The sequence below is a fragment of the Brevibacillus nitrificans genome, assembly GCF_003710965.1.
In the GTDB taxonomy this organism is placed as follows: Bacteria; Bacillota; Bacilli; order Brevibacillales; family Brevibacillaceae; genus Brevibacillus; species Brevibacillus centrosporus.
The window spans coordinates 118,414-134,081 of sequence record NZ_RHHU01000001.1 but is presented as its reverse complement, the minus strand read 5'-3'; the positions used below and the strand labels follow the sequence as shown (position 1 = coordinate 134,081).

Below are 15,668 nucleotides of genomic sequence, written 5' to 3'. Positions count from 1 at the left end.
TGTTTTTTTGTGGTGGTTTGGGGGGAAGCGGGTTGGATAAAAAAGCTGTCGCACCGAAAAGGCGACAGCTTTAATCATTCCTTACGTTAACCCGAAATCGCCGTTTGACGCTTCACGACTTTAATCGTCTTCAGTGTTTCATCCTCAGGACCTTGTACAGGCAGTCCGACACGAATGTTTTCCTGAATGTAGGCGATGTTTTCTTCAGAGATGACTTCCCCAGGCAAGAAGATCGGAATCCCTGGAGGATAGACCATGATGAATTCAGTAATGACTCTTCCTGCGGCTTCCGCAAGCGGGATGGTTTCTGTCGGCGCATAGAATGCTTCGCGCGGCGTTGTAGACAGAATCGGGATATTCGGCAAGGAGATGGTTGGTTTTTCCTCTGCTTGAACATGGGCGAATTCGACAGACAAATCGCGAAGGGCGTTTACCAGGGTCTGAATCGATTCCTCCGTGTCACCTGCTGTTACAAAGCAAAGGATGTTGTACAGGTCGCTCATTTCCACTTCAATGTTGTATTTCGCACGCAGCCAGTTTTCGACTTCCCAGCCAGTGATGCCCAGATCGCGAACGTGAATCAGCAGCTTGGTCGGATCCATCGCGAAGGTAGCGGGCTTGCCGAGAATTTCCTTCCCTACGCAATAGATGCGCGGAATGTCATTGATCTTATCACGTGCGATATTCGCCAGCTTCATGGCTTGTTCTGTCAGCAAATGTCCGTTCAAGGCGAGATGCTGACGAGCCATATCGAGGGAAGCCAAGAAAATATAAGAAGTGGAAGTCGTTGTCAGCATGCTCATGACCGTTTTGACACGATCGACATCGACGAGTCCTTCCCGTACGTTCAGGATTGATGTTTGTGTCAAGGAACCGCCCAGCTTATGCACGCTCGTTGCAGCCATATCGGCGCCGGCTTGCATCGCAGAGATCGGCAGCTCCTCGTGGAAATGAATATGCACGCCATGTGCTTCATCAACAAGTACTGGGATTTCGTAATTATGCGCAGTCCGCACGATCTCGCGCAAATCACCAGCGATCCCAAAATAGGTCGGGTTGATTACCAGCAGGGCAGCTGCGTCCGGGTGGGTTTCCAGTGCTTTTTGCACGGCTTTCACTGTGATCCCGTGGGAAATGCCCAAGCGCTCGTCCATCGCAGGATGAATGAAGATGGGAAAGGCTCCTGCAAAAATAATCGCTGACATGACAGATTTATGCACGTTCCGCGGAACGATAATTTTGTCTCCAGGGCTGCAGGTAGCCATAATCATCGCCATGATCGCACCGCTCGTCCCCTGTACGGAAAAAAAGGTATGATCAGCGCCAAACGCCTCGGCTGCCAGTTCCTGTGCTTCCTTGATCATCGCCTTGGGATGATGCAGGTCATCCAGTGGCGCGATATTGATGAGGTCTATCGAGAGAGCGTTCTCCCCGATGAACTCGCGAAATGCCGGATGCATGCCCATACCCTTCTTATGGCCCGGAATGTGAAATTGAATCGGGTTCCGGTTGGCGTGCTCCAACAACCCGCTGAACAAAGGAGTTTTCATTTGTCTCACTACGATCGCCTCACTTTACAAATAAAGAATAAAAGGGGAAAAAACAAACAAATTGAGTATAGCAAAAAAGGGGGGGAAAGCAAGCGAATTTTTATTCATAATCCCCAAGCCCAGCAGGAGTTTGCTCACATTTTCGAGAAGTTGTATCGAAATGGGGTGAAAAGATGAAAACAAGAGTAACTGAATTGCTACAGATCAACTATCCGGTCGTTCAAGGTGGATTGGCCTATTTAGCATACGCAGAATTGGCTGCAGCTGTGTCAAATGCAGGTGGATTGGGACAAATTACCGCCATGTCGCTCCCATCAGCTGAGGCGCTGCGAGAAGAAATCCGCAAAGTGCGAACCATGACAGACCAACCATTCGGTGTAAACTTTGCGATAGGCCAATACAATCAATCCTACGAGCTGTATGTGGACGTGGCGATAGAAGAAGGCGTCAAAGTCATTTCCGTTACGGGGGGCAACCCGGAACCGCTCATCCGAAAGCTCGATGGACACGATATCAAAAAGTTGGTGCTGGTTGCATCCGTTCGGCAAGCGCAAAAGGCAGAGTCGATCGGGGCGGATGCAGTGATGGCAGTTGGCCAAGAAGGAGGCGGACATCTCGGCAGGGATGACATCGGCACATTTGTCCTGATCCCTCGTGTAGCTGACTCGGTAAGTATTCCTGTCCTCGCCAGTGGCGGCATTGGGGATGGACGCGGCATTTTGGCTGCGCTCGCTCTGGGGGCGGATGGGGTTGAGATGGGAACGCGCTTCATTGCAACCAAGGAGTGTGTACATGCCCATGCAGCGTACAAGGAAGCATTGCTCAAAGGGACGGAACAAGATACTGCCGTCATCAAAAGAACCTTGGGCGCGCCAGCTAGGGTTGTTCGCACTGCAGGCTCCGACCACATTTTGGAGCTGGAAAAAGAAGGAGCAGGCTACGAGCAGCTGAAGCCATTCATCAGCGGTCAGAACAACTGTCGTTTTATTTATGAAGGCGATGATCAAAAAGGCTTCGGATGGGCGGGCCAAGTCATTGGTCTCATTCAGGATGTACCTTATGTCCAGGAATTATTTGAACGGATGTTTAAAGACTTGGATCAGCGCATGGAGCGTCTGCAAGCCTACAACAGTCGCTAAGTCACGCCTTTTTTTCAGGGAAAAACAAAAGAACAGGCACTTGCTTTTCGAAAGAAAGCGGACCTGTTCTTTTGCATATATAACTTAACAAAACATATCGGGAGGCGGTTTATGCACGGGAAAGACTGAGGTTGTACAGCTTGGCTAAGACAGTAAAGGCCGCTTCCAAGCGAGCGAGCAAAGCATCTTTGTCAGCAAGCACAGGATCATGGCGATCAATGGTAATGCCGCAAAGCAGCTCGGCTTTTTTGACCTCTGCCAGCCTGTCCACCAGCTTTTTGACACCTTCCTTGCCGAGGGTTGACTGCGGTGCACTGTCAGGCTTTGTGTGATCGGGTGACCAGTGGAAATCATCGGGAACGATCGCCAGAATGTCATCGAGATGCGCATGCAAGGCACGACTGATTTCCTCTTTTGCAGGAGCTTCGTATATGACCGCATACCAGACAAACAAATGGGTACCCCACAAGCCAACTTGAAAGTGTGGGTGCTTTTTGTATCCGCGTTTATCAGCTGCCCAGGCAACCCAAGTATCAACGGGAGGATTCACGGTTCTCCGTGCGTGCTTGGCTACATGAAAAAACATCTCAGATCCGGTAGCAACGGATAAAGCCGGGGCAAAATGCTGACCCAGTGCTTCCAATTTCGGACGAATGATGCCTTTGATTGCTTCCATTCGCTGATCAAGGCCATCAATGGCAAAAACATCAAAATCTTCTTGCTGAAAACCTGTACTTGTCGACATTCGGGCGAACACCTCTTAGGTAAGCTTCATCGCACGCCACGTAAGAAAAGGGCGAACGTCCCTGTCAAGGGAGCTTGGAATCCTCCATATGATATCATACCACGAAGGAAAAAAATACATGCCGGGATATGAATAGCAAAACCGTCGCCTGAATAATATGATATACCACTCACTCCCTTACAGCGAAAATGTAGTCTGAGTATTCTGTTAATGGGAGGGGCCCTGATGAATCTCGGCATTGAGTTGGAGTATTACGATCTGGCTGTCTGGTTTGATCGTAAGACGTTACATGCGCTGGTGCAGGCCCTGGTGGAAGCAGGGGTGAGCGTCACGTGGAAAGAATCTCCCGAGCAGTTTCACCTCCTCGTGAACACCACAGACGGTAAATCGAACTGGAAAATGCAGCGGATAAGCGGTTCTTACAAGCTGCAGCTTACAGGCATCCCCATGTCGGACTCACGAGTGGCTAAGATTTTGAACCACTTTGTGGAGAAAGCAAAGGGGCATGCCATCATCAGAATCCGCTTGGAAGACAGTGTCCTGATGAAGCACATCCGGTACGGTGAAGCCGTCAGAATAGTGGAAATAAAAGGAGCTGAGAAAAAAGTGATCTTCGAAAAATCTTGCAATGTGACGATGGATCAGGTGATTGCCGCCTTGAAGCGACGTGACTCCGAAGAAAGAATTCCTGTATTGCGCCTGGAGCTGGATTATGAGCTTGCGACTTTGTATGATGCTCTGAAAGCAGAAGACAAAGGCCAGGTGAAACAATCCAAAGAACGCTTGAAACAGCTCCGCCGGGAAATGCTGCTGCTGGAAGCGTAGGTAGACTGGAGGAAAAAGGGCGAACGATGCGTTTGACAAATAGGCATAGGGAATGAAAAAAGCGACATCTCGCAGACGAGGGTGTCGCTTTTTTTGGTTCAAAAGCGATCTCCCTGCTCATTCCATGGGTGCAGCAAGGGAGAAACGTGTTAGCAATTCGTGAATTTCGGCAGACTATGTTTGAATGACTGGCGATACGGCGTTACAATAGAAAAGGATTTTGGCACCCTATGCACCAGAAAGGAAGAAAATGTTTCATGGAACCATTCCTATCACAAATCCCGAATGTCGGGATCCTGCTCTTGGCCGTCATTGCGCTGAATGTCGTGTTGCTCTTTGTATGCATCATGCAATCGGTCCGTGTCAGTCGACTTCGCAAATCAATCAACAGGCTCATGACTGGAGTAGGTGGAGCGAATCTGGAGGAAGGGATGCATCGATTGCTCGATCTTGTGGACGAAGTGAAAAAGGAGCACAATGATCAGCAGTTCATGATCAATCGTCTGTCACAGAGACTTTCTGCACAAAATGGAAATGTTGCCGTGATTCGCTACAACGCGTTTGGGGATGTGGGGAGCGATCTGAGTTTCTCGATGGCGATCCTCGATGATGCGCAAAACGGAGTCGTGATCACGAGTATTTTCGGGCGCGAGGAGTCGCGTGTATACGCGAAGCCGTTGGAAGCAGGCACCTCTGTGTACTCGCTTTCAGAAGAAGAACAAGCTGTTATAAAAAAAGCGATGAATCCGCCTGTGGGGGCATAAACCATTCCGAATTTCTCTGAAATGGGAAGCATATGAATGAATCAGAGAGTTCTTTTCGATTATTGGCGTCTCAACATACAAAATTCAGCTTTTTTGCGAAAATTCATCACCTTTTCGCTCAAGACTTTTTTAGTCGCTTATTGTATAATAAAAGATGTCAAGGATGGTTTTTTCGTAAATACAAAAAGTAGGTGATCCGCCTTCATTACCCAAATCGATTTTCGATTCGCGGGGCAAGGCCAGGTTCTACAGCGTTCCTTCGTTGACACTTAGCGTAACTCCTTTGATTCGGATGATTGTTCGGTCGATCTTTGGCCCATGCAAACCAAAAGAATTGAGGAGATATTATGGCACAGCGTTTAGCGACTAACTACGCCAAGGCCTATTTTACGGTGAATGAAGAAGAGCTGAACCAATTCGTCTCGCTCTTCACCAATGAACACATTTCAGTCGATGTCAAAGTTTGTGACAATGGGGATCGGGACGTTATTCTGACAGACAAAAACGGCGAAATTCAACTGAGTTTCACCAGATCTGGCAATCGTTTTCAGTGCGACAGTTCCTATCTTATTCGAGATTTTGGGCTGGCTAATGCCATGCGAAAAGCGATGAAAACATTCCGAGGCTATGGAATTGTTCACCGGATTTACGATGGCTTCACAGTGGTGTACCACTATGACCAAGGATCAGTCGTGAGCATTCACGAGGTTTCCGGTGACGAGGAAATGTCCATCTTTGAAAATACCTCGCCGAGCGTGGCCAATGAGCTGGAGAGCTTGTTCCAGCAAGATGGCAGCGAACGGGAGATTGAGTCCTTATATCAAGAGACGGACCGATGGCTGGATCTGCGTAATTGGGCAAGTAGCAATGCCCCCGAAAAGCTTACTGCGATTGATTGCCGATTAGCCTCGTTGTCAAAACGTCTGTTTGAACTGGAAGTCTAAATGTTGATTGAACGCCAAAAATGGGTGCGGATGCGCCCATTTTTTATTTTCCTGTAATTTATCGAAATAGGGTATTGTCAAATTAGGCAGAAGCGTGGTATTGTTGTTTTCGTTGGAAACAGGATTAGGAACCAGGATTCACTTTAAAGGGTGGATAACAAGAGGGAAACCGCCCCCGTTAGTGAATGACGCAGGTCCTAGCGATGTTTAACATTACACACTGCTAGGAAGGGGGAACCGAAAGATGGAATACTCGACTTTCGGAAGACACGTTGCTGTTGACACATGGGGAGTTCAGTTTGACTTGTTGAACGACGCAGAATTTTTGAAAAAAGAAATGATTGAAGCTGCTGAGGCATGCGGTGCTACGGTACTGAGCGTGCAAGCTAAGCAGTTTTCTCCTCAAGGTGCTACCGTGCTGGTTCTTCTCTCGGAAAGCCACCTGTCCATTCATACGTATCCTGAGCGTGGATTTGCGGCTCTGGATTGCTACACGTGCGGTGAGACGGTAGATCCACAAGTTGCCATCGATTACTTGGTATCCGTGCTGAAGCCGGAGAAAACCTACGCGAAGAAGCTCGTTCGCGGTACAGGTGAACTGCAAGTAGTTGAGCCAGAAATGAATCTGGCTGAATTGGCAAGCAAGTAACAAATGTAAGTATTCAAGAGGTGCGGATGGATTCCGCACCTCTTTTACGTGAAAGGCTGATGGGATGAATGGAGATTCCTTACCGGAAGGGAGCGGTAATGGTTTGACCCAAGTCCTTGAGCAATACACCGAAATCCTCAGCCGCTGTGCGAACGGGATGAGTGACCAAATTGTTGTCCGGGACCATCGTATGGTTAGGAGCTGCAGGATGGGTTCGCTCGGAAGCTTCCCGATAGATGGATTCGTTAATCCCGCGTATCCGTGTGAACATCGCCGGCTCTGTCGTTACCCGGATGTTCATGTTAGGAGATACCGAGCGAGCTGCGGAATGAACCTGCTGTTCGATGACTTTTCGCTGTTCGTGAGCCATGTTGTCTCGCACACGAATGCCGATGACAGCATCTTTTCCATTGCAGACGACAGTAGCTCGGTCTACGCCAGGGACGTCATCTGCCACTCGAGTGAGCTGTTCCGCTTTGTTCTGGTCAAAACCGTTTGCCGTATAGCCATTTCGGTAATGGTAGGCGTTTGTATTTTGTGTATAGGCATTGTTGCCGTGAGCAAGACTGTTTCGCATATCCGCTGGCCGCTGATACGCTGTGTTTTGCGTGTGCGTACCTGCATTCGTAGTCCCTTTGCTTGAGTTGGAGCTTGCGCAGCCAGTCAGAGACGATAGTGCCAGTACACCTGCAATGGCAATTGACCATTTTTTATCCATGGGGAACCCACCTCCTTTCCTTAGTATGACGAAATCAATAATCTCTACTCAGGAAGGGATTCCCGTAAAAAACTCCCCATTGTGCCGAGTTTCACGAACTGCTAATATGAAAGGTATGCATAACAGAGGAGGTTCACATGAAGCGTCTTGACATACGCAACATCGCGATTATTGCCCACGTTGACCACGGGAAAACCACACTGGTTGACAAACTGTTAATTCAATCGGGCACATTCCGTAGCAATCAGCAGGTAGAGGAGAGAATGATGGACTCCAACGACCTGGAGCGGGAGCGCGGAATTACGATCCTGGCAAAAACCACATCGGTTAAATACAATGAGTTTACCATCAACATCCTGGATACCCCTGGCCACGCAGACTTCGGTGGCGAGGTAGAACGGATTATGAGCATGGTGGACGGCGTTCTGTTGATCGTCGATGCGTTTGAGGGCTGTATGCCACAAACCCGCTTTGTTTTGAAAAAAGCGCTGGAAGCAAAGGTTACGCCGATCGTCGTTGTAAACAAAGTGGACCGCGACAATGCTCGTCCACAAGAAGTGATCAACGAAGTATATGACCTGTTCATTGACCTGGACGCTACAGAGGATCAATTGGACTTCCCGATCGTATACGCTTCGGGCTTGCAAGGAATCGCCGGTATGGAACCAGACAAGCTGGAAGGCGACCTGCGTCCGCTGTTTGACACCATCATCGAGCACATGCCTGCTCCAGATGCAGATGAAAACGCGCCGCTGCAAATGCAAGTAACCATGCTAGACTACAACGACTTCTTGGGTCGTATCGGGATTGGACGTATTTACCGCGGTACGATGAACGTAAACGATATGGTTTCGGTAACAACCCGTGAAGGCGTATTGAAAAAAATGCGGATTCAAAAGCTGTTTGGCTTCTCCGGTCTGCAGCGCGTGGAGCAAAAAACAGCAAAAGCGGGAGACATTGTCGCGATTGCAGGTTTGGATGATATCAACGTTGGGGAAACCGTTTGTGACGTCGATCATCCAGATCCATTGCCGTTCCTGAAAATTGACGAACCTACTCTGCAAATGACGTTCCTCGTGAACAACAGTCCGTTTGCTGGACGGGAAGGCAAGCACGTAACTTCTCGCAAGCTGCGTGATCGCCTGATGGAAGAGCTCGAGACAGATGTATCTCTTCGTGTAGACGAAACGGATTCCCCAGATGCTTTCATCGTATCTGGACGCGGCGAATTGCATCTGTCCATCCTGGTTGAAAACATGCGCCGCGAAGGCTTTGAGCTGGGTGTGTCCAAGCCGGAAGTAATCGTGCGTATGATTGACGGCCAAAAAATGGAGCCGGCAGAGATGCTGGTGATCGACGTGCCAGAAGAGTACACAGGCCCTGTTATGGAGACCCTTGGCCAACGCAAGGCTGAGATGGTGAACATGGTAAACAACGGTTTTGGACAGGTTCGCCTGGAATTCATCATTCCGTCCCGTGGTCTGATCGGTTACCGTACCGAGTTCATGACGATTACACGTGGTTACGGAATTCTGAACCACTCGTTTGACAGCTATCGTCCGCTGGTTCAAGGTCCGGTAGGTGGACGTCATGCAGGGGTATTGATTTCGCATGAGACAGGTACAGCTACCACTTATGGTTTGATGTCTGTGGAAGACCGTGGAATCATGTTTATCCAAGCCGGTACTGAAGTATATGAGGGAATGATCGTGGGCGAGCATAACCGCGACAATGACCTGACGGTAAACGTATGTAAAGAAAAGCATGCGACTAACGTTCGTTCCGCGACAAAAGACGAGACCGTGAAAATGAAAACGCCTCGTATCTTGACGCTGGAAGAGGCGCTTGAGTATCTGAACGATGATGAGCTGTGCGAAGTGACTCCTCAATCTGTTCGTCTGCGTAAGAAGCATCTGAACAAATCCGACCGTGAGCGTTATGAAAAACAAAGACGTTGGGAAGCTCAACCACAAGCGTAACCAACCAATAGAGAAAAGCCGTTTGCCTGTTTTTCAGGGACAAACGGCTTTTTCTTTTTGCAGCGAATCCACCGATTATTTTTTCGGGCAATGAAAGGGGGGCGGGGGCGGAGGAGGTGGACAAAGTGTCGGAATCGGCACTTGTTGCTCCTGCAATACTTTTAAGCCCAGCTTCATGACGATTTTTTCCTGCAGGACCGAAAACGTTTTCTCATAGCAATTGACCGTTTTCAAGTGCCGACCTATATCGAGCTCCGTGAATTCAGCAAAAACGAGCTGGCAATAGGGCTTGTTGTTATAAACCTGGCGATTCCCCAGCAGTGCTGCGTTCAGCTGTGCCCCGTGGCCCGAACAGTCCAGAAGTTGGCCGGACGAGGAGAAATCGGGTGCCAGCTGCAAGGTTGGGCCTGCTGTTGGAAAGGTTAGGTCTGTGCAGAAATCAAAGGGGATGAGCGCAGTGGTATGCCGTATATCTCCGCAAACAGTCCGGTCAGAAGCAGTGTCTACGGTGGCGTACTCAATATTTTTCCGAATAAAGCCCCTCACAAACAGCTTCGCCTTGTGCGGATCAAACGTGTTTACCAGCTCGCATTGTTCTAAAATGACTGATTTCAGAACCCGTTTGATTTCCAGAGCAGGTTTTTCCAGCCGGACTTCTGCCTCGACGCATACAATGACAGAAGGCTCGGCAAGTGTGACAGGTACTTTAATCGTCTTCGGATAGATCGTCTCACTCATCGCCGATCCGAACGTGCGGACATTTGCGATACTACAGGATTGATCCGGTGGTTTGGGTTTATGATCATGCGAGTGATGTGAGTCGTCATGATCGCAATCGCAGAAGGATCTATGGTGTTCGTGTCTATCGTCATCGTGTTTTCCCATGCTTTCCATTTCCTCCATCGTAGAATGACTTATCCCTCGACATGATAGGATATGGCTTGCCCAAGGAAATGGCGTTGGCGAATGACAAGCGCTATTCGCCCTTTTTGTGCAAGCACTAGGCTTCGTCCGCTGGGGAAATAGGAATGGAAGCATAGATGGGAAACAGCTGTTTTTGGAACCACCATACACGTCCCTGAATTTGAATGATTCCTTCTTCATGACTGGCAGCGTCATCTTGGTGAAACGGCTTTGCCAGCCAATCTACACGCCAGTCTCCCGTCTGTACCCATTTTTCGATCGGAATGGGTGGCAGATTCATGGATGATGCAGGTGTGCTTTTGACAGACGTAGTGGCTGGACGCAGGACCATCGAGGAAAAAGGGAGATGGACGGTTTCGTGGCGAAGTATCGAATCCGATGTGGTCGTGCCGACTCCGATGAGCATAAAGTCACCATGGATCCACAGCATGGAGCCACTCTCATCATGCCGGGTGTCCTTTACGATCATCTGTGCCTCACAATGCATCTGCGACCAGTTATGATTCCATTTCACCTGGACGAACTGCTCCCAATGAACCTCCCACATCTCATCTAGCACGGTTGTATAAATCAGGGTTTTCCCAGGCTTCTTGGCATATTTGATTTGCGGGTAAATGACGGCATCGTTTTTCGAAGCGACAGCTGGTGTGCTGGATAGGGAGGAGGAAGAGACAAGACACGGGAGAACTTCAGATTCAGAGCTGACAGGGAGGGGATGCTCGGGCTCAGAAGTGATAGTCTCAGGTGCAGATGGGGGTAATGATAAATCCTCTACGGGCTGTTTGGGATCGGAACGTAAAAGATGTTTTGGCACCTGCACGGAAGGAGGGGATGGCGGAAGCACCCGATGATCTTTAGGAGCTGGTGCGATGGTGGTCTCGTTTTCGTCTTCTTCCTGGTAGTCATGACCATTCTCTGAGCGGTTTATCTGTCTCGTACTCTTTTTATGGACGGACTTTTGCACCTGCGTTTTCCTTTGGCGGCTGCCTGGCAGCTTGGTGCTTCGTTTATCTGCTTTCACATGAGAAGTCACCCGATCCGGTAAAGGACGGTGGGTGCCACCGAAAGAACGAAGAGGGGGAGCGGTGTTCGATTTAGGGGAATTTGCACGTTTCGATGTGATCACCGTCCTTTTTATCAAATGAGGTTTTTGTGCGAATGTCTTACTACTATCCATACGCACTTGCCGGTAATTCTGTATAGTCGCCTGTCGTGGGAAATCCAACAAATCTTCCGGATTAGGCAGAAAAAAACCCCTTCGATACTAGGCGAAGGGGCGTACGCTGATCGTGTCGGTCAATCAAGCTTGCAGCAGAGCTTCGATATCGCCTGCAATCTCTTCTGGCTGGACGCGCGGCCCAATTCTTTTGGCCACTTGCCCTTCTTTCGTGACGAGAAATTTTCCAAAGTTCCACTCGATGTCCTCGCCGTTTCCTTCCGGAGCCTCTGATTTCAAGTGCTGATACAAAGGATGAGTGTTTGGACCGTTTACGTCTACCTTGGCGAAAAGGGGAAAAGTAACGCCGTAATTTCTATCGCAGAATTGAGCGATTTCGTCCTCACTGCCCGGTTCTTGCCCTGCGAACTGGTTGCACGGGAAGCCGAGCACGACCAAGCCTTGCTCCTGGTAACGTTCGTAGAGCTCCTGCAGGCCTTTGTACTGTGGCGTCAGGCCGCATTGGCTCGCGGTGTTTACGATCAAAAGCACTTTGCCCCTGTACTTCGCAAGCGTGGTTTCTTCCCCGGAGATCGTTTTTACTGCTACGTCATATAGGCTCATTGTTTTCCCACCTTTTTCTATTCTCAAAGCCATCATACCATGTCCATTTGCTCGCTAGCCAGCGATGAGGTGTAACAGGTTTTGACAGAAAATACGCCACCTGATAAAGTTAAATGGATAGATTTTGGTAGAAAAGGGTACAAGCTCGAAAGTACGAAGCCGCGGAGAAATCTACATCCACGGCTTGCACGAGACATCTGGTCGTGTGCGAAACAGGAGGAATTATTCGAATGGATTGGATTCAACTAGCGTCAACCTACGTTCCTGCCAACCCGGATCAGCTTTCTGCCTTTGACAGCTTTCGTTTATGGGCGGATCACAATCGGGCCTGGATTTTGTTTGTGCAATTGGTTTTAGTCTACTATCTTGGCTTCGCGACAAGGATTCGCATGCCGATCCTCAAAACGATATTACTCTACGTCCTCTTGTTTGCAGGAGCATTGATATTTGCCATCCTGGATGTTCAGCTTCCGGTTAAGAGCGCGATGCTGGTAGCCATTTTGATTCTCGTGATCGTGAAGCTTAGAATCAAACCAGAACAAACACAGAGAAAGTGAGGGTAATGAAGTGAAGCGAGATGACGCCCTCTTTAATTGGATACAAATACAAGTCGTAGCAGATGCACGTCCAGATGATCGGTCGGCGCAAGATACGGCCTCGTTTTTTTTGGAGCTGTTGCGCGAGGATCATCAAATGACGGGACTGGGCTACCGGATCGAGGGTGCCTGGTATATCGTCTTTGGCCAAGTAGCTTCGGCCGAGTGGGAAGGCCGCTTTCCCGCAGAGCTCGTGGAGGCACTGCTCCATGCCATCGAGAGTGAGCCTAAATACAATCAATAAGCTAGCGTGCGAAACCTTCCGGAGAGGATCTGGAAGGTTTTTTTACGTTTCCTTTCTAGGCCTAAAGAAGCGGTTTTCTTGTTTATGCAACCTATTGAACGAGTATATCGTCTGTAAATGTGCTTTACGTCAAGCAGGGGATTATTGGCATACGAAGAGGGGGAACTACTATGAAAAAGATAACGAAAAAGCCTGTGTTGGCGGTAGTGGCGGCAGCAGGGATTATTGGGGCATTGACTCCGATTTTCGCGAATGCCAGCTCGTTTGGATCACCGAGTGCAACCAAAGTGGTCATGAACGAGGCAGGAAAGGAAGTCACCCGCTACAACCTGAAAGAATTGGCGAAAAACGATCCGGAAACGTTGAACATGCTGCTCAAAACTCAGGCGGAGCATCTGTACATCATCGTGGATGAACTGAAACTGAATACAAAATTGCAAACATATATGGAAGAGAACAAAGATGAGTGGGAGCGAATTTACAACCAATACTACAGCGATATTTGGCTGGAGGTTCGTTTTACGGATGAAAAAGAGGAGATCGTCAGCGTCAGTGGGCAAACCAAAAGCAATAAGGTGTACATCAAAGGCATCGTGACAAAAGATGTGACCAAAGTCGTTGTGAAAAAACCGAATGGCGATAATATCGAGGTCGTTCCGACTAGCGAGCATTCCTTTACCGTGACCTTTGCTTCTCAAGACACAGCAAGTGAGCAATACGTTACGGTCAGTGCGTACGCCGGCAGTGTGCTGGTGGATAGTGAAAAAGTGAAGGTAATCCCGCAAGCGGAGGAAGAAGCAGAACTGATCATACATAGCTTGGCTGTGCTCGACGCGAAAAAAGGGGAGCTGAAAGTCAAAGGGATCGTCAAGCAGGATGTAGATAAAGTTGTCGTGACGATCGATGGGGTAAAAGGCGAAGGGAAAGTGAAAAAGCTGTGGGACGGTGTGGGCAGCTACAGCATTACGCTGAAAAACGTCAAAGGCACGACAGGCAAGGCTACGCTCGATGTTTACGTGGACGATGAAAAGCGTGATTCCGAGACATTGAACATCGAGGTTATCAATCAGCCAGCCAAAGAAGAAGTGAAAACCTACGCGCTATCCGGGGCAGCCGCTCTGGATATGAAAACCAAAAGCATCCAAGTGAAAGGCAATGTCGTAGGCTGGGCCAAGAATAGTGGCATCAAGCTGATGGTGACGAAGCTGGATGGCAAAAAGCAAGAAGTGAAGCCAAATGACAAAGGGGAATACACACTCAAGCTTCCTCTGAAAAACCTGAGCTTTCAGGAGGATGCTGTTCGTCTGGAGCTGTACGTCAACGATAAGCTGGTGAAACAGGCTGCGTTCGCAACAAACAACATCAAGGGCTTAGCTGACATTTTGAAGCGGGAAGCAGAAAAACGCGACGATGAGGACGAAGCAAAGGATAAAAAGGAAAAAGGGAAGCTTGACCACTATCCGAATGGGAATGCGTATGGCTTTTGGAAAAAGCAGGGCGAGTGGTCGAAGCAAAATGCCGAGGAGAATGATCGCGAACGTGATGATGATGCCCGGAAAGACCGTGACGACGATTAATCATGGGTCTTACGGCTGCTTGTAGGATTGTACGTAATCTACCAAGTCTTTTATGTAATCGCCAATAATCGGTATGGATAAGAACTGAGACAGGAGCGAGCCAAGCAGCGCAAGCACGATGGCCGTTCCTATCGTCAGACCCAGACCCCGGGCAAGACCTGCGAGGAAATTGATCCAGAGCAGCTTGCGCGGGGCTGTATAGTTTTGGACGATATCTGCGAGACGTATATCTTCGAGAAACATGGCGATTTTATCCATACGCTCGTTTAGTTTGCGCACCTCTTTGATTTCCTGCAGCAACTGGTCAATTTGGGTAAGCAAGCGGTCAGTGGGAGTCATCAGGTAACCTCCATTTCTCAGTCGTTTGGATTTCTTCCAGTTTAGGGAAAAAAAGAGGGAGAAGCAAGACAAAGAGGAAACGTTTGCCTAATCCTTTTCCAGGAGGGTACAATAAGCGTACGTTACGTTTACAAGGAGGCAAGCAAAATGGCTGAAACCGTTTCCCGATCCCTGTCAGAAGAATTGTATGGGCTCTTGCAAAAGGAGCGTTTTGTCACGCTGGCTACCATCGATCACGAGTCGGGTTCTCCTGCCCTCAGTTCCTTGTCCTGGACTTATGCGGCGTCTAGCGATTTGATCCGCTTTGCTGTGGATAACCGATCGCGCATCTTAACCAATATTACAAAAGAGCCGCAGGTTGTTTTGCATCTGATCGGTGCTGGCTCCTCTTATGCGATCAACGGTCAGGCGGTCGTGAAATCGGAAAGGCTCGAAGGTGTTCCGCTCAAGCTGGCTATGGTGGAAATAGCCATTGAAGCAGTGCGGGACATCATGTTCTATGGTTCTCGTATTTCTGTAGAGCCGCAATACGAAAAGACATACGATAAAAATGCAGCGGCCAAGCTGGACAATCAAGTGATGGAAGCCTTGAAAAACGCAAACTAGCGAAGGGGCTAGGTGGAAAATCCTGTTGACAAGGAAGATGCCCATCCGTTAGTATTAGGATCAATCAAATTGAATAGCAATCTTCTTATCCAGAGAGGCGGAGGGACTGGCCCGATGATGCCCGGCAACCAATCACCTGTAATATACAGGGAGATAATGGTGCTAATTCCTGCAGAGTTATCAAACTCTGAAAGATGAGAAGGTCTTGCTTACGGCGACGTAATCAAAGCCTTCTTTCAGAGGAAAGGGGCTTTTTTTCATGCCCCTCTTACACTATTGGAGGGAGAGA

Annotated in this window: 17 protein-coding genes and 1 riboswitch; of the genes, 10 read left to right on the top strand and 7 right to left on the bottom strand. The window is 48.9% G+C overall.

Annotated elements, in window-relative coordinates:
* Positions 1-86: 86 nt before the first annotated feature.
* Positions 87-1,559, bottom strand: coding sequence for an aminotransferase class I/II-fold pyridoxal phosphate-dependent enzyme (locus tag EDM59_RS00645; protein ID WP_122921864.1), 1,473 nt, complete (start codon positions 1,557-1,559; stop codon positions 87-89).
* A 164-nt stretch (positions 1,560-1,723) separates the two neighbouring features.
* Here EDM59_RS00645 and EDM59_RS00640 point away from each other — a divergent pair, with 164 nt between their 5' ends.
* The gene (locus EDM59_RS00640) at positions 1,724-2,689 is read left to right on the top strand and encodes an NAD(P)H-dependent flavin oxidoreductase (protein WP_122921863.1); all 966 of its coding nucleotides are present in this window, start codon (positions 1,724-1,726) and stop codon (positions 2,687-2,689) included.
* A gap of 109 nt (positions 2,690-2,798) precedes the next feature.
* On the opposite strand, the gene EDM59_RS00635 is transcribed toward EDM59_RS00640, so the two are convergent.
* Entirely contained in the window at positions 2,799-3,434 is a 636-nt protein-coding gene (locus EDM59_RS00635; RefSeq protein ID WP_122921862.1) for a YktB family protein, read from the bottom strand.
* 225 nt (positions 3,435-3,659) lie between these two features.
* Here EDM59_RS00635 and EDM59_RS00630 point away from each other — a divergent pair, with 225 nt between their 5' ends.
* From EDM59_RS00630 to speD, 4 genes are all read left to right on the top strand, one after another.
* Positions 3,660-4,259: a hypothetical protein gene (locus tag EDM59_RS00630; RefSeq protein WP_122921861.1), complete on the top strand. Its 600-nt coding sequence runs from the start codon at positions 3,660-3,662 to the stop codon at positions 4,257-4,259.
* A 257-nt stretch (positions 4,260-4,516) separates the two neighbouring features.
* Positions 4,517-5,023: a DUF4446 family protein gene (locus tag EDM59_RS00625; protein WP_122921860.1), complete on the top strand. Its 507-nt coding sequence runs from the start codon at positions 4,517-4,519 to the stop codon at positions 5,021-5,023.
* Positions 5,024-5,370: 347 nt separating this feature from the next.
* A complete protein-coding gene (locus tag EDM59_RS00620) occupies positions 5,371-5,967 on the top strand; it encodes a hypothetical protein (protein WP_092267712.1) in 597 nt (198 codons plus the stop codon).
* A gap of 244 nt (positions 5,968-6,211) precedes the next feature.
* Positions 6,212-6,616 carry an adenosylmethionine decarboxylase gene (gene speD, locus EDM59_RS00615; RefSeq protein ID WP_122921859.1) on the top strand — a complete coding sequence of 135 codons (405 nt, stop codon included), beginning with the start codon at positions 6,212-6,214 and terminating at the stop codon, positions 6,614-6,616.
* A 79-nt stretch (positions 6,617-6,695) separates the two neighbouring features.
* Here speD and EDM59_RS00610 read toward each other — a convergent pair whose 3' ends face one another.
* On the bottom strand, positions 6,696-7,334 hold the full coding sequence (locus tag EDM59_RS00610) for a YhcN/YlaJ family sporulation lipoprotein (RefSeq protein ID WP_122921858.1): 639 nt from the start codon (positions 7,332-7,334) through the stop codon (positions 6,696-6,698).
* A 137-nt stretch (positions 7,335-7,471) separates the two neighbouring features.
* On the opposite strand from EDM59_RS00610, the gene typA reads away from it, so the two are divergent.
* Positions 7,472-9,313 carry a translational GTPase TypA gene (typA, locus tag EDM59_RS00605; RefSeq protein ID WP_092267715.1) on the top strand — a complete coding sequence of 614 codons (1,842 nt, stop codon included), beginning with the start codon at positions 7,472-7,474 and terminating at the stop codon, positions 9,311-9,313.
* 75 nt (positions 9,314-9,388) lie between these two features.
* Here the strand turns inward: typA and EDM59_RS00600 are convergent, their stop codons facing one another.
* The 3 genes from EDM59_RS00600 to EDM59_RS00590 form a co-directional block, all read right to left on the bottom strand.
* Positions 9,389-10,198, bottom strand: coding sequence for a CsxC family protein (locus EDM59_RS00600; protein ID WP_246010844.1), 810 nt, complete (start codon positions 10,196-10,198; stop codon positions 9,389-9,391).
* Positions 10,199-10,313: 115 nt separating this feature from the next.
* Positions 10,314-11,258 carry a hypothetical protein gene (locus tag EDM59_RS00595; protein ID WP_122921857.1) on the bottom strand — a complete coding sequence of 315 codons (945 nt, stop codon included), beginning with the start codon at positions 11,256-11,258 and terminating at the stop codon, positions 10,314-10,316.
* A 279-nt stretch (positions 11,259-11,537) separates the two neighbouring features.
* Positions 11,538-12,017, bottom strand: coding sequence for a glutathione peroxidase (locus tag EDM59_RS00590; RefSeq protein WP_122921856.1), 480 nt, complete (start codon positions 12,015-12,017; stop codon positions 11,538-11,540).
* Between the two features lie 230 nt (positions 12,018-12,247).
* On the opposite strand from EDM59_RS00590, the gene EDM59_RS00585 reads away from it, so the two are divergent.
* From EDM59_RS00585 to EDM59_RS00575, 3 genes are all read left to right on the top strand, one after another.
* Positions 12,248-12,574 carry a YlaH-like family protein gene (locus EDM59_RS00585; protein ID WP_122921855.1) on the top strand — a complete coding sequence of 109 codons (327 nt, stop codon included), beginning with the start codon at positions 12,248-12,250 and terminating at the stop codon, positions 12,572-12,574.
* Between the two features lie 10 nt (positions 12,575-12,584).
* Positions 12,585-12,857, top strand: a complete 273-nt coding sequence (locus EDM59_RS00580; RefSeq protein ID WP_122921854.1) for a hypothetical protein — start codon at positions 12,585-12,587, stop codon at positions 12,855-12,857.
* A gap of 170 nt (positions 12,858-13,027) precedes the next feature.
* A complete protein-coding gene (locus EDM59_RS00575; protein ID WP_122921853.1) occupies positions 13,028-14,434 on the top strand; it encodes a hypothetical protein in 1,407 nt (468 codons plus the stop codon).
* Between the two features lie 9 nt (positions 14,435-14,443).
* On the opposite strand, the gene EDM59_RS00570 is transcribed toward EDM59_RS00575, so the two are convergent.
* Positions 14,444-14,773, bottom strand: coding sequence for a DUF5665 domain-containing protein (locus EDM59_RS00570; protein ID WP_092267721.1), 330 nt, complete (start codon positions 14,771-14,773; stop codon positions 14,444-14,446).
* 147 nt (positions 14,774-14,920) lie between these two features.
* On the opposite strand from EDM59_RS00570, the gene EDM59_RS00565 reads away from it, so the two are divergent.
* Positions 14,921-15,379 (top strand): pyridoxamine 5'-phosphate oxidase family protein, encoded by a 459-nt coding sequence (locus tag EDM59_RS00565; protein WP_122921852.1) that lies wholly within the window; start codon positions 14,921-14,923, stop codon positions 15,377-15,379.
* Between the two features lie 82 nt (positions 15,380-15,461).
* A riboswitch (SAM riboswitch) is annotated at positions 15,462-15,580 on the top strand.
* The last annotated feature ends 88 nt before the right edge of the window (positions 15,581-15,668 follow it).

Bases quoted from the DNA above. Each gene is read 5' to 3' on its own strand.
- EDM59_RS00600 (WP_246010844.1), bottom strand. From the start codon at position 10,198: ATGGGAAAACACGATGACGATAGACACGAACACCATAGATCCTTCTGC.
- EDM59_RS00585 (WP_122921855.1), top strand. From the start codon at position 12,248: ATGGATTGGATTCAACTAGCGTCAACCTACGTTCCTGCCAACCCGGAT.
- EDM59_RS00590 (WP_122921856.1), bottom strand. From the start codon at position 12,017: ATGAGCCTATATGACGTAGCAGTAAAAACGATCTCCGGGGAAGAAACC.
- EDM59_RS00635 (WP_122921862.1), bottom strand. From the start codon at position 3,434: ATGTCGACAAGTACAGGTTTTCAGCAAGAAGATTTTGATGTTTTTGCC.
- EDM59_RS00625 (WP_122921860.1), top strand. From the start codon at position 4,517: ATGGAACCATTCCTATCACAAATCCCGAATGTCGGGATCCTGCTCTTG.
- EDM59_RS00620 (WP_092267712.1), top strand. From the start codon at position 5,371: ATGGCACAGCGTTTAGCGACTAACTACGCCAAGGCCTATTTTACGGTG.
- EDM59_RS00565 (WP_122921852.1), top strand. From the start codon at position 14,921: ATGGCTGAAACCGTTTCCCGATCCCTGTCAGAAGAATTGTATGGGCTC.
- speD (WP_122921859.1), top strand. From the start codon at position 6,212: ATGGAATACTCGACTTTCGGAAGACACGTTGCTGTTGACACATGGGGA.
- EDM59_RS00630 (WP_122921861.1), top strand. From the start codon at position 3,660: ATGAATCTCGGCATTGAGTTGGAGTATTACGATCTGGCTGTCTGGTTT.
- typA (WP_092267715.1), top strand. From the start codon at position 7,472: ATGAAGCGTCTTGACATACGCAACATCGCGATTATTGCCCACGTTGAC.
- EDM59_RS00575 (WP_122921853.1), top strand. From the start codon at position 13,028: ATGAAAAAGATAACGAAAAAGCCTGTGTTGGCGGTAGTGGCGGCAGCA.
- EDM59_RS00610 (WP_122921858.1), bottom strand. From the start codon at position 7,334: ATGGATAAAAAATGGTCAATTGCCATTGCAGGTGTACTGGCACTATCG.
- EDM59_RS00570 (WP_092267721.1), bottom strand. From the start codon at position 14,773: ATGACTCCCACTGACCGCTTGCTTACCCAAATTGACCAGTTGCTGCAG.
- EDM59_RS00640 (WP_122921863.1), top strand. From the start codon at position 1,724: ATGAAAACAAGAGTAACTGAATTGCTACAGATCAACTATCCGGTCGTT.